At 70.7% G+C, this 12,649-nt stretch carries 14 protein-coding genes; 6 read left to right on the forward strand and 8 right to left on the reverse strand.

Features of this window, described 5'->3' with window-relative positions:
* The first annotated feature begins 75 nt into the window (after window positions 1-75).
* Complete coding sequence (locus tag GCL84_RS04590; RefSeq protein WP_156754073.1) at window positions 76-453, forward strand: hypothetical protein; 378 nt, start codon at window positions 76-78, stop codon at window positions 451-453.
* Here the strand turns inward: GCL84_RS04590 and GCL84_RS04595 are convergent.
* Window positions 443-988 (reverse strand): GNAT family N-acetyltransferase, encoded by a 546-nt coding sequence (locus tag GCL84_RS04595; RefSeq protein ID WP_156754074.1) that lies wholly within the window; start codon window positions 986-988, stop codon window positions 443-445. The two genes, GCL84_RS04590 and GCL84_RS04595, sit on opposite strands and share 11 nt — an antisense overlap.
* A gap of 48 nt (window positions 989-1,036) precedes the next feature.
* Between GCL84_RS04595 and GCL84_RS04600 the strand changes: the two genes are divergently transcribed.
* Window positions 1,037-1,846 (forward strand): metal-dependent hydrolase, encoded by an 810-nt coding sequence (locus GCL84_RS04600; protein WP_197523018.1) that lies wholly within the window; start codon window positions 1,037-1,039, stop codon window positions 1,844-1,846.
* A 73-nt stretch (window positions 1,847-1,919) separates the two neighbouring features.
* Here the strand turns inward: GCL84_RS04600 and GCL84_RS04605 are convergent, their stop codons facing one another.
* The gene (locus GCL84_RS04605; protein ID WP_197523019.1) at window positions 1,920-2,681 is read right to left on the reverse strand and encodes a hypothetical protein; all 762 of its coding nucleotides are present in this window, start codon (window positions 2,679-2,681) and stop codon (window positions 1,920-1,922) included.
* Window positions 2,681-2,944 carry a hypothetical protein gene (locus GCL84_RS04610; protein ID WP_197523020.1) on the reverse strand — a complete coding sequence of 88 codons (264 nt, stop codon included), beginning with the start codon at window positions 2,942-2,944 and terminating at the stop codon, window positions 2,681-2,683. Before GCL84_RS04610 ends, GCL84_RS04605 begins: the two co-directional genes overlap by 1 nt.
* 372 nt (window positions 2,945-3,316) lie before the next feature.
* Here GCL84_RS04610 and GCL84_RS04620 point away from each other — a divergent pair, with 372 nt between their 5' ends.
* Window positions 3,317-4,327 (forward strand): Fic family protein, encoded by a 1,011-nt coding sequence (locus GCL84_RS04620; protein ID WP_156754076.1) that lies wholly within the window; start codon window positions 3,317-3,319, stop codon window positions 4,325-4,327.
* 280 nt (window positions 4,328-4,607) lie between these two features.
* Window positions 4,608-4,988: a bacteriophage spanin2 family protein gene (locus GCL84_RS04625; RefSeq protein ID WP_156754077.1), complete on the forward strand. Its 381-nt coding sequence runs from the start codon at window positions 4,608-4,610 to the stop codon at window positions 4,986-4,988.
* 59 nt (window positions 4,989-5,047) lie between these two features.
* Here GCL84_RS04625 and GCL84_RS04630 read toward each other — a convergent pair whose 3' ends face one another.
* Window positions 5,048-5,452, reverse strand: a complete 405-nt coding sequence (locus GCL84_RS04630) for an SsgA family sporulation/cell division regulator (RefSeq protein ID WP_156754078.1) — start codon at window positions 5,450-5,452, stop codon at window positions 5,048-5,050.
* 234 nt (window positions 5,453-5,686) lie between these two features.
* Window positions 5,687-6,670, reverse strand: coding sequence for a malate dehydrogenase (locus GCL84_RS04635; RefSeq protein WP_156754079.1), 984 nt, complete (start codon window positions 6,668-6,670; stop codon window positions 5,687-5,689).
* Window positions 6,671-6,939: 269 nt separating this feature from the next.
* Here GCL84_RS04635 and GCL84_RS04640 point away from each other — a divergent pair, with 269 nt between their 5' ends.
* Complete coding sequence (locus tag GCL84_RS04640) at window positions 6,940-7,785, forward strand: helix-turn-helix domain-containing protein (RefSeq protein WP_156754080.1); 846 nt, start codon at window positions 6,940-6,942, stop codon at window positions 7,783-7,785.
* On the opposite strand, the gene GCL84_RS04645 is transcribed toward GCL84_RS04640, so the two are convergent.
* The 3 genes from GCL84_RS04645 to GCL84_RS04655 are packed head-to-tail and all read right to left on the reverse strand — an operon-like array spanning window position 7,775 to window position 10,044.
* A complete protein-coding gene (locus tag GCL84_RS04645) occupies window positions 7,775-8,077 on the reverse strand; it encodes a DUF3017 domain-containing protein (protein ID WP_407924364.1) in 303 nt (100 codons plus the stop codon). The two genes, GCL84_RS04640 and GCL84_RS04645, sit on opposite strands and share 11 nt — an antisense overlap.
* Window positions 8,078-8,090: 13 nt before the next feature.
* Entirely contained in the window at window positions 8,091-9,023 is a 933-nt protein-coding gene (locus GCL84_RS04650) for a DMT family transporter (protein ID WP_235925991.1), read from the reverse strand.
* Window positions 9,024-9,057: 34 nt separating this feature from the next.
* Window positions 9,058-10,044 (reverse strand): helix-turn-helix transcriptional regulator, encoded by a 987-nt coding sequence (locus GCL84_RS04655; protein ID WP_156754083.1) that lies wholly within the window; start codon window positions 10,042-10,044, stop codon window positions 9,058-9,060.
* Window positions 10,045-10,307: 263 nt separating this feature from the next.
* Here GCL84_RS04655 and GCL84_RS04660 point away from each other — a divergent pair.
* Window positions 10,308-12,649: hypothetical protein (locus GCL84_RS04660; protein WP_156754084.1), on the forward strand; the 2,342-nt coding region annotated here is incomplete at its 3' end.

Genomic DNA, 12,649 nt, shown 5'->3' on the forward strand with positions numbered 1-12,649 from the left:
GGCACGTGCTTGTGTGCACGCTCACCGCGACCGAGCTTAGGCGGGCCCCTTGCCTGTCAAGGTACCTTGACAGGCGTGGACACCCTCGAAGCGCCGGGACACCGCGGCGCCATCGTCGACAACGCCCCCCGATGCGACTGCGGCTGGCTCGACCAACCCGGTTCCGACCCCACCGGGCGCTGGTGGAAGCACGCGCTCGGCGCCATCGACACCGAGCCGCCGATGTGGCTGCTGACCAAGTCCGACGTGCTGCGTGACCAGGTGCGGGAGATGATCACCAGCCGGCCCGAGGTCGCGCTCAAGCTCCTCGCCGAGATCGACCGCTGGACCGGCCCCCTCGCCGAGGAGGCCGTCACCGCCGCCCGCGCCCAGGGCTCCACCTGGGCCGACGTCGGCGCCGCCCTGGGCGTCAGCCGCCAGGCGGCCCACGAGCGCTTCCGCGCTATCGAGTGACCCACTCGTCGGCGAGCACCGCGTAGACCACTTCGTCGGCCCACCGGCCCTTGATGAACTCGCTCTGCCGGAAGTGCGCCTCCCTCCGCAGCCCGAGCCGCTCGCACACCGCCACCGACGCGGTGTTCTCGGCGTCCAGCCGCGCGATGACCCGGTGCATCCCCAGGTCCTCGAACGCGAGGTCGACCAGCGCCGTCGCCGCCTCGGTCGCGTACCCGTGCCCGTGGTGGTCGGGGTGCAGCACCCACCCAACCTCCGCGGTCCGGTGCTCGACACTCGCGTGCATCAGGACGACATCCCCCACCACCGTCCCGTCCACGGTGATGGCGAGCGTCACCTTGCCCCCCTCGATCGAGGTCTGACCCAACCGCTGCCTGAGCGCCTCAGCCACCTCGTCCCGATCCCGCACGTCGAACAGCAGGTACTCCACGACATCCGCCCGCCCGTGCAGGTCGACGAGGAAGTCCAGGTCCCCCGGCGCGTAGGGCCGCAAAACCAACCGGCGGGTCTTGATCGGAAACTCGATGGGCGCCATACCGCCGATCCTAAGATCGAGGCCCGCCAACCCCAAGGAGGTTTCCCGGTGTCCACCGGCCCCACCCACGCCATGAGCGGCCTAGCCGCCTGGGCCGCCACCACGGCACTGGCCGAAGGCACCGCCCTGGGCACCCTCTCCGCCAAGGGCTGGCTGGTCGGCGCCATCCTCGCCACCGGGGCAGCACTCCTGCCAGACCTGGACCACCCCGAATCCACCGTCTCAACCACCTTCGGCCCCCTGACCCAAGGCGCGTCGAAGCTCATCAACGCCATCAGCCACGGCACCTACCGGGCGACCCGGACCAACCGGGACTCCAACCGCGACGGCGGCCACCGCGGCCTGACCCACACCCTGGTGTTCGCCGCCTTCGCCGCGGTGGTGACGACGTCGATCGTGCAGACGAGCCAGTCTTGGGCTCTGCCGTTGCTGATGCTGTTCTTCTGCGGCCTGGCGGTGCGGGGGATCATGCACAAGTGGTCGGCGAAGCACGACGCCCTGTGGATCGCGGGAACGGCTTTACTGCTGACCTACGCGTGCTTGCGGTGGACGGATCAGACTGACGCGAACGCCGCCGCTTGCGGGGTGGCGGTGGGGATCGGGTGCATCGCGCACTACCTGGGGGACGCGATCACGGAACAGGGGTGCCCGATCCTGTGGCCGGTGCCGATCATGTGGAAGACGTGGTACCCGGTGGCGCCGCCGAAGCTGATGCGGATGCGGACCGGGGGCCGGGTCGAGATGGCGATTGTGGGACCGGTGCTGACGGTGATCGCGGTGTGGATGTCGGCGATCGCGTTGCAGCGGACAGGGGTGGTGCCCGCGTTGTCGGACATCCCGTTGGCACCGTGGGCGTGAACTCGCCCGCGCCACCGCTGGACAAGCAAGCGAATCGGAATGCTGTTCGACCAGCAAATGTCTTGATGTATGACTACGCGCCGTCGAACCCATCAAGCAGGCGGGCAGCTGCGACGGGGTCCATGAGGTTCGAGTAGACCTGTTCTCCTGCGCGGAGTGGGCGCTCTGGCATCGCGAACTCCGGGTACCAACTGTCCCGGTCGCATCCTGGAACCAGGCTCAGAACCACGGCCACGAGATCGCCCGGCACAGACCCGACGATGCGGAGTGCCACGTACGTCGCGTGATCCTCTGTTCCTTGGACCACGACACCGAGTTCGGCCCCACCGATGTCAGCGACGTGCTCGCGTCCATCGAGCAGGGACGCACAGACCACACGGTGCACTGCGGCGCGAAGTTCACGCAGAAGGCGGATCCCCGCTTCGGCGCGGTAACGGTCATGATCGTCTTCGCCCGGAAGCCACTCACTGCTGTGAGTCCGAGTCGCGAGAGGCGGGGAGTGCTCGACGTTGTACCGGGTGCGGGCCGCCTTCATCGCCGTGGCAAGGACTTCGTAGAAGTCGTCTCGACTTCCGTCCTCTCGAACCCCGGCGGCGACCATCCAACTCGGTTCACCGCTCTCGACAACCGCGCCGCGCCAACGCTGTACCTTGACCTTGAACATGATCGCGTCGTCCACAGCCCCGATCCGCTCACGCGGACCCGTCGGCGCAGCGAACTGATCGTTCGCCTTGCTGATCAGCGGGTGGTCAAGCTCGTTCAAGGGCTCATTGACCGGCGGAACTTCGAGACCCAGTTCTTCACGCAGACAGCGCAGGGTCGGACGAACAGACATCAGGACTCGCTGACCCCACCAAGCTCGTCAAGGCGCTCCGGCGACAACCCCGTCAAAACCGCAACCCGACTGGCGTCGCTTCCGTCGATCAATTGCATCGTCCGACGAAGAGACGCGCTGATTTTCTCGCGACGAGCACTGAGATATTCCCGGACAGCCGCCTCCAGCAGATCCTTCTGCGTCGTACGCAGCGCTGTAGCCGCATGCGCGAGAAGCGAGTGCGTCTCTTGATCGATCTTCACCGGTACCGAAGCTCCAGCCATGACACACCTCCTGGTAGTCAATACTACCTGGGTACCGAGAGGTGTCAAGGCCAGCAATCACGCGGGACATGTCACCATGCCACCTATGACGCCCAAGCTTTGCATCGCCCAGAACCCGGAGGCTGATGCTCTGCTCGCCGACAACCCGTTGGCTCTGGTCTTGGGAATGTTGCTGGACCAGCAGGCGTCTTGATGTATGACAGTCGCCCGGCGCCAACGCCTGCCAAACACGCCTCGATCAGCCGAGCCTGCTTCGGCAACCACGGAACATCAACCAAAGTTGTACGGTCCAGTTAGCTCGCCCCGTACCGTACAACTTCCTACTTGTACGGTACTATTGCCTGACCGCAGAGCGTACAACTAGGGGATCCGATGGCTGGGCGACCGAGCCGAGCGGCCGTCTACCAGCGGCTGGACGAAGCAGTAGCCGATCTCCGCAAGCGTCTTGGTGGCCTTCCCGCCCCAGCGGAGGCCGACGACATCTGGTCAGGCATCTGGCACCAAGAGGCTCACAACAGCACAGCCATCGAAGGCAACACACTGGTTCTGAGCGAGGTCGAACGACTGCTCGACGAGGGACAGACCGTCGGTGCGAAGCCGCTCAGGGACTACCTCGAAGTGCAAGGCTACGGCGACGCCGCGAAGTGGGTGTATGGCCAGGCCGTCAATCCTGGCGAATGGGCCGGAGATGGCCTGATCACCCTGCAGGAGGTCCGCCACATCCACCACGTTTGCATGACACCGGTCTGGACGGTCGCACCTCACCCGCACGCTACCGATCACGAGGGTCCCGGGGCCTTCCGCCAGCATGAGATCGCCCGGTTCCCAGGCGGGATGAAGCCCCCGACGTGGCCGGAGGTCGACGCCCTCATGCGCGACTGGGTCAGCGATGTCAGCGCGCTTCGCAACCCCATCGTGCCTTTGCCCGAAGAACTCGCCCGCATCCACAACCAGTTCGAACGCATCCACCCGTTCCTCGACGGCAACGGCAGAACCGGTCGCCTGCTCCTGAACCTGCTCCTGGGACGCCTCGGATATCCCCCGGCGATCATCTTCAAGCGAGAGCGAGATCGCTACCTGCAGGCAATGCGAAAGGCAGACAGGGATGACTACGGCCCCCTCGGCGAACTCATCGCCCGCAGTGTCACAGCCAATCTCTACAAGTTCGTCATGCCCGCAGTCGCAGGCCCGGCCAAACTGGTCCCACTAGCCGCCCTGGCCACCCCGGATCTCACCGAAGGCGCCCTCCGCATTGCCGCCACCCGCAACCGCCTCAAGGCCATCAAGGACGACGATGGCCACTGGCTCAGCAACAAGAACTGGGTCGACGCTTACCTCGCAACAAGGCACCAGCGCTCCAAGCCAGCATCCGCGTCACCATGACACCCATGACGCCTGAGCTGCGCCTCGCACAGACCCCAGAGGCCGACGCACTCCTACAAGAGAACCCGCTCGCACTGATTTAGGGATGTTGCTGGACCAGCAGATCGCGATGGAAGCGGCGACCAACGGGCCCGATCGAGGCGATGGTTGAACGGGCACTGTCAGGTGGGTTGACGGTGGGGGTGCGGCTGGTGGTGCCGGAAGGGGGCGAACCGGACGGGAGTGCCTTGACCGGGCGGTAGCCTTGGCTGGACACTCCTCATTTCCCCAGGGAGAACAGATGCGATCTCGACTGGCGACCGCCCTGTGTGCGGCGGCACTGGTCGGCGGGCTCTCGGCCTGCGACTCCGTTCAGCAGGCGACCAACGCCGCGGTCAACGCCACCGACAAGGCGAGCATCTGCGTCAAGGCGCTGCAGTTGGCGAACTTCACGCCGAACGAGCAGGACGTCGAGCAGACCGCGAGTGACGCGCGGCGGCGGGCCGACGAGTTGCGGGCGCTGGCCGATCGGGCGGCGGACACCACGTTGCGGGACGCTCTGACGGGGATGTCGGACAAGGTTTCCGAGCTTGACGTCGGCAACCTCAGTGCGTCGTCCGTGCTGAGCTGGACCTCGGACAAGGTCGAGTCGTTGAACACGTTGGTGCAGGCCTGCGCCTGACCGGGACGTGAAGCGAGAACCGCCCACCAGCGAGACCGGTGGGCGGTTCTCTCGTTTGGTCAGACGTTGGTGATTTCCTCGATCAGGCGATCGACGTCGAAGAAGTCACTCTCCGCGCCCAGCGGTACCAGGGCCGCGGTGGCCGCGACGAAGCTCTCCACGGCGGCGAAGTCCATCTCGAGCACGGCGTAGCCGTCCGGGGACTCGATCTCCAGGACCAGCACGTCGCGGCCCGCGGAGACGTCGGGGCCGATCCGCACGTCGCCCTCGCCGACCGGGCCGAGCAGGCCCTCGACGAGCAGGTCCCGGCCGAAGATCCACTCGACCCACTTGTCGCCGTCGGCCTCGAAAGCCGCCACCACGGTGAACGGCTCGTCCGCCCGGTAGGTCCAGCGGGAGCGCACGGGGGTGGCGCCCGAGTAAAGCGAGATGAGCTGCTCGGAGTGCTGTGTGTCCTCGGTCATCTCGTGGACCTCCTGTCCGCTGTTCGCGAATCGGTTTCTGCGAACCTTCCGCCTGGGAAACGCCGGGGGAAGCGGTTTGTGATGGCGAGAGCTTTATATTCACGCTTTCGGGGCACGCAGACACGATGGTGGAGGGATCCTGAGTGGATTCCGTGATCGGTCGCGTCACGCGCGAGGGCCCCGGCCGGGTGTCCGGACGGGGCCCTCGCGGTGTCGGTCCGCGGGTTCGGCGGCTCAGATCAGGCCGAGCGCCTTGACCGCGTCGCGCTCCTCGGCCAGCTCGGCCACCGAGGCGTCGATCTTGCCGCGGGAGAACTCGGAGATCTCCAGGCCCTGGACGATCGAGTACTCGCCGTCGGCCGTGGTGACCGGGAACGACGAGATGAGGCCCTCGGGCACGCCGTAGGAGCCGTCCGACGGCACGGCCATCGAGGTCCAGTCGCCCGGCGCGGTGCCCAGCACCCAGTCGTGCACGTGGTCGATGGCGGCGCTGGCGGCCGAGGCGGCCGAGGACGCGCCCCGGGCCTCGATGATCGCCGCGCCGCGCTTGGCCACGGTCGGGATGAAGGTGTCGGCCAGCCACTCCTGGTCGTTGACCAGCTCGGCGGCGTTCTTGCCACCCACCTCGGCGTGGAAGATGTCCGGGTACTGCGTCGCCGAGTGGTTGCCCCAGATGGTCAGCTTCTTGATCTCGGCCACGCCGACGCCGAGCTTGGCCGACAACTGCGACAGCGCGCGGTTGTGGTCCAGGCGGGTCATCGCGGTGAAGCGGCTCGCCGGGACGTCCGGGGCGTGCTGCTGGGCGATCAGGGCGTTGGTGTTGGCCGGGTTGCCGACCACCAGGACCTTGATGTCGTCGGCCGCGCCCGCGTTGATGGCCTCGCCCTGCGGCTTGAAGATGCCGCCGTTGGCCTCGAGCAGGTCGCCGCGCTCCATGCCCTTGGTGCGGGGGCGGGCGCCCACGAGCAGCGCGACGTTGGCGCCGTCGAAGGCCTTCTTGGCGTCGTCGGTCACCTCGATGCCCGACAGCAGCGGGAACGCGCCGTCGTTGAGCTCCATCGCGGTGCCCTCGGCGGCCTTGACCGCCTGCGGGATCTCCAGCAGGCGCAGGTTGACCTTGGTGTCGGGGCCCAGCAGAGCGCCGGAGGCGATGCGGAAAAGCAGGGCGTAGCCGATCTGGCCGGCCGCGCCGGTGACGGTGACTGTGACGGGTGCCACTTGGCAGATCCTCCCGATGGCATGGCGGATGATGCGTCGGGGGGCCGACCACGGGGGGCTCGCGCTCGCCCTGACGGCGGCGTCGCCCGGCAGCGGCGAGGCTACCAAGGCGACGCGGTCGCGGACCCACCCGGTGAGCAGGGTCTCGGCGGCGCGCTCGGCCGCTCCTTCGGGTGATTCTGCTCCGACAGACCCCCGACCTGCGCCGACCGGCTCCCCGCTGCCCTGATCATCAGCGGTCGAGGGGTGATCGATACGGGCGGGGGCCGATGGGGTTGCGGGAACCGGACTCGACCGTCCGGCTGGAGCTGCTGGGCGAGGAACTGCGGACGCACCGGGAGCGGGCGGGCCTGAGCCTGGCCGGGGTGACCGAACTGGTGGGCATCAGCACGTCGAAGCTGAGCCGGATGGAGAACGGGCGCAGGCCCCAGCGGATCGATGACCTCATGGCGCTGCTGGGCGCCTACCGGGTGCCCGGCGGGCGGCGCGACGAGCTGCTGGCGCTGGCCAGGGGCGCGGCGGCGGCCCCGGTGCGCCCGGAGCAGGTCGCGGGCCGGTTCGCCGCGCTGCGGGTGCTGGAGGCCAAGGCCGCGATGCTGGTCGACGTCGCGCCCGCGCTGGTGCCCGCGCTGCTGCAGACGGTGCCCTACGCGCAGGCGGTGATGCGGGAGGTCTACCTGCTCGACGAGCCCAAGGTGGAGGACTACACCGCTGGCCGCATCCACCGGCAGGCCGTGCTGCGCCGCGAGGAGCCGCCGCGGTTCTTCGCCATCCTCACCGAGGCGGCGCTGAGCTCGGTCGTGGGCGGGCAGCAGGTGATGCGCGGGCAGCTCCGCTACCTGCTGGAGGCGGGGGCGCGGCCGAACGTGACGATCCGGGTGGTGTCCGGCCTGGAGCACGGGCACCCGGCGCTCGACGGGCCGTTCCAGCGGATGCAGTTCGACCGGGGCCGGGCGGTGGTGCTGCTGGAGAGCCGGGCGGCCGCCGTCTACCTGGAGGACCCGGGGGAGGTCAAGCACTACGACCGGGCGGTGGTGGAGCTGCTCAGCGCGGCGCTGGACGAGCGGGCGTCGGCGGCGCTGATCGAGAAGGCGATCGCCGGGCTCAGCGGCTGAGCGGGCCGCCCTCGATGGTGATGGCCACGGCGATCACCATGAGCCCGAAGCCGCTGTAGAGGAACCCGTCGACGACCCTGCTGCGCACGGCGATCAGCCCCGCCTGCTCGTCGCGCAGCAGGGCGCGCAGGCCCGCGGCGAGCAGGAGCGCGAGTCCGATCCAGACGGTGCCCTCGCGCCAGGAGTACATGATGATCCGCACCAGCCCGACGACCACCACGGCCATCACCAGGCCGAAGGGCAGGTGCACCAGGGCGGGGTGCTTCCCGCCGCGCTGTGGGGCTCCGGTCACAGCGGGCATCCTCTCACCCGGTCGGGGCCGGGCGGCGGGGGACGCCCGCCACGGCCGCGGCCACCAGGGTGAGCGCGACGCCGATGACGGTCCCGGTGGCGAGCTGCCCGGAGGTCAGGTCCAGGAACACGGCCCCGATCAACTGGCCCGCCACCGCGGACAGGCCGAGCATGAGCACCCCGATGACGCGCACGGCGTAGACCGTCGAGGAGATGGCGACGATGCCGAGCAGCCCGCCGACGTAGAGGCGCCAGTCCGACGGCGGCGGGTTGGGCAGGCCGCGCACGGCGACGACGACGACCTCGGCGACCACCAGCGCGACCGTGCCGACGCCGAAGTTCAGGGTCGTGGCGAACAGGACGCCGCCGGAGTGCTTGCCGACGTGCCCGTTGAGCCCCTGCTGCACGCCCAGGCCCGCCCCGGCCAGCAGCGGCAGCAGGATCAGCCACAGGTGCCCCGGCGCGCCGAGCCGGTCGGCGACGGCGACGCCGACGGCGGCGACGGTCAGCAGGGCGCCGACCGCGCGCGGGGTCGTGACCGGCCGCGGGTCGCCCGGCCCGAAGCCGGCCCGGTCGACCAGCAGCCCGCTGACCACCTGGCCCGCGACCCCGGCGACGGTGAACAGGGCGACGCCCAGCGCCGCGGCGGCCAACCCCTGCGAGAGGACGAAGAACGCGCCGAGCACGCCGCCGACGCACTGCCAGGCCTTGAGCCGCCTGCCGCGCACCGCGTCCCGGAACCGCGCGGCCGAGGCACGCCCGGTCCGCGTCGCGAAGGTGGCCGTCAGCAGCACGACCAGCCCGCCGCCGAAGGAGATGAGGGCGGCGGCGACGCCGTCGCCGAGCTGGCGGCCGAGCTCGCCGTTGAGCCTGCTCTGCACGGCCAGGGCGACGCCGCCGAGCAGGGCGGCGACCACGCCGTACAGCGCTGGTGATGGGGTCTTCACGCTGGTCTGAACCACAGGGGTGGTCCGTGGATTCCTAGATCCAGCGGTGACGTACGGCATGGGCGGCTAGCTGGAAGCGCGAGGTGGCGCCCGCGTGGTCCATGAGGCGTTGCAGGTGGCGGAACACCGTGCGGCGGCTGACGCCGAGCTGGCGGGCGATGGAGTCGTCGTTGGCGCCCGCGGCGAGCAGTCCGAGCAGGCGCTGCTCGATGGGCTGGACCGGGCTGGTGGCCTGCGCGCCCGCGGTCAGCGGCACGGCCAGCCGCCAGGACGCCTCGAACAGGCCGACCAGGGCGCTGAGCAGGCTGCTCGGGCGCACGACGAGCAACTGCCGGTTGACGTCGGCTTCGGCGACCGGCAGCGACACGGTGGCGAACTGCTGGTCGACGATGGTCAGCTTCACCGGCACCTCGGGCAGCACCCGCGCCTGCTCCCCCGCCGCCACGCACGGCTGGATGTTCTGCGCGTAGCGGCCGGGGTCCTCGATCGAGGCGCGGGCGTAGACGACCCGGTAGGCGACCTCGCCGCGGCCGAGCTGCTCGAGCTCGGCGTTGTTGACGTGGCCCGCGGTGAAGTACGGCGGCGAGTCCAGCCTGCGGACCTCGGTGCGCGCGCTCAGCTCCATCTGCTGGATGCGCTGGGCGATCGCGGTGCCGGTGACCACCTCGATCAGGTCGTCGGTGCGCTGCGGGGAGATCGCCCGGCGGAAGGTGTCGTAGGCGTTGAGCGTGGCCACCCTGGCCTGCTCCAGCTCCGACTCCCGCCTGCGGCTGAGGATCTGGAGGCCGGAGCCGGGCGGGACGGGGGTGATCGCGGAGCCGTCCGGGCCGTCCGCGCCGACCAGGCCCGCGTTGAGGAGTCCTCGAACACACTCTTTCGTGCGAATGACCGCGCTGCCGCACCCCTCGGCGATCTGCTCCACCGTGCTCGGGCCGGTGCGCAGCAGGAAGCGGTAGACGCCGATCTGGTCGGCGGGCAGGCCGAGCTTGGCCAGGTGGGGCGTGAGGTCGCCGTCGGACACGGGCCGAAGGTTGGCACACCTGTGCCACCGGCACAATCCGCGAAGGGTGCCGTCCGGTCGGGTGAGAGACGTGCGGTGATCGTCACAGGTGGGTGGCGCCGGAGGGCGGGGGAAGCGAGCGACCCGGGTTTCGAGATACCGTCAGCACCGTAACCGACCTGTGACCAGGGCGGCTGTGCTGACCCTGTGTCATCGGCGCAGGCAGGCAGCTCAGGCCAGGAACACCGTGTGCCGAGCGCACACCGGCAGGAGAAGATGTCACCGTGGCACAACCGACGCAACTGAACCCGACCGAACAGGACGCCCTGGTCAAGCAGATCGGGCTCGCGTTGCTGCGCTCCGCGCCCGAGAACTGGCAGACCATCCAGGTCGAGTACCGGGCGCTGGGCCGGTACACCGAGGTCGTCGGCCGGGTGGCGTTCGCCGACGAGAACACCGAGCCGATCCAGATCTCCCCGGAAACCGCGGGCCTGTTCGGCCGCCTGCGCGCCGGGATGTACCGGGAGGGGCGCGGGACCTGGTACAACGCCCGCTACCAGCTCGACCAGCCCTCCGCGTACAACCTCGAGTACGACCGCGACGAGCCGCAGTGGCTGCAACCCCCGCCCCCACCCGCCTACGCCGACGACCTGCGCACGTTCCCCCGCGACGAGGAGAACGTGCCGGAGTGGCTGACCAGGCGGATGGCCGCGCTCAAGCCGCCGTTCCGGGTGGCCAGGCTGTTCGACGCGCCCGGCCCGGACGGCCGCCCCACGGTCAACCGCCCGCCGGTCGACGACGCCGACCGCGAGGCCGTGCTGCGCTACCTGGACTCCGCGCCGCTGCCGCTGCCCGCCCGGGGCCTCGACACCGACCTGCTCGACGAGGAGCGCCGCCAGGCCGTCCCGGTCGCCTTCCACACCGACGGCGTGTGGATCTGGGCGGCGGCGGTCAACTACTACCTGCGCACGCACGGCGTGCCGCCCGAGCCCGACCTGGTCGAGCACATCCGCCGCGCCGAGTTCACCGTGCCCGAGGTGCCCGAGCAGGCGCTGGGCGCCGCTGGGGCGTTCCTGAGCCGGGGCCAGGCGCGGCGGCCGGGCCCGCCCGGACCGCCGCAGGGGGCCGAGCAGCCCGTCGCCGCCCCGGTGGAGCAGGCGGACCGCGAGCAGCCCGCCCAGGAGCAGCCCGAGCCGGAGCAGGAGGAGGCGCCCGCCGCGGCGCGGGTGGTCGACGAGCGGCCGGAGCCGCCCGCGCCGCAGGAGAAGTTCGACGCGTTCGCCGTGCGGTCCGCCGACGACGCCCCCGCGCCGTGGGACCGCCCGCTGGCCGAGGAGGTCGAGAGCGCACCCGCGACCTGGTCGGAGGGCCTGCCCGGCTCGGCCGACGCCGCCGTGCGCCCCGGCCGCCCGACCCCGGGCGGCCTGCCGGGCGCGGCCGAGGGCGAGTGGGCCCCCAACGGCCTGTTCGAGCCGGGCGCCCCCGAGTCGGGGCGCCGCGCGCTGCGCGAGGAGGAGCCGGAGCGCGCGGACGACCGCTACGCCGCGGCCGACGAGCACTTCGAGCCCGCGGGCCCAGTCGAGGACCCGGACGCCGCCGCAGGCGAGCAGCACACCGAGCGGGAGCGGTTCGACGAGCCCGCCGAGGAGGCCTTCTCGGCCGGTCCAGCGGACCCGTTCCGCCAGGCAGACGACTTCCACCGGGAGGCGGACCACACCGCCCCGGCGGCCGAGGAGGCCTACTCGGGCTTCACGCAGCCGCCCGCCGAGGAGTCGGTCGAGCTGTTCACCCACCCCGACCAGCCCTCGCCGACGGTGGAGTCGGTCGAGCCGGAGCAGACCGAGCCGGAGGTGTTCGGCCTGGTCCGCGATCGGCTGACCGACCTGGGCGTGCCCGCCGAGCACTACACCATCGGCGTCCCGGCGCACCCGGGTTGGGCCGTGACCCAGACCGACGAGGGCTGGCAGGTCGGCTGGTTCGACGGTGGCTTCGCCGTCCCCGCCGTCTTCACCGACCCCGCCGACGCGGGCGCGTTCCTGGTCGGCAAGGTCCTGCTCTCCCCCGCCCCCGAGCCCGCCGACGTCGGCGAGCCCGCCACGCACGCCGTCCACGTGGACGACGACGAGGAGGACGGGCCGCTGTTCACCCCCGCCCAGGACCACCGGGCGGGGCAGTTCGACAACGTCCACGACGAGCACGACCCCGCCGCGGACCGCCAGGCGTTCGCGGGCGAGCGGTACGAGGACCCCGAGGGCGCACCGGGTCGCGGGCCCGCGGCGGGCGGTCAGTTCGAGGCTGAGCAGCCCGCGTTCGCGGACGCGCCGGACCAGGAGACCTTCGGCGGGGGTCGCCGCGACGCGGGCCACGAGGCCGTGGGCGCCGATGGGCGCGAACCGGCGGGCTTCAGCCAGCCCGACCAGGGCCAGGAGGTCTACGGCGGCCGCGACGCGGCGAACCACGACCACTACGACCAGACCGCCCCAGGCCAAGAGGCCTACGGCGGCCGCGACGCGGCGAACCACGACCACTACGACCAGACCGCCCCGGACCAAGAGGTCTACGGGGGCCGCGAGGCCGCAGACCGCGAGGGCTACAGCCACCCGGACCAGGGCCAAGAGGCCTACGG

This window comes from Actinokineospora pegani, from assembly GCF_009745975.1.
GTDB lineage: Bacteria > Actinomycetota > Actinomycetes > Mycobacteriales > Pseudonocardiaceae > Actinokineospora > Actinokineospora pegani.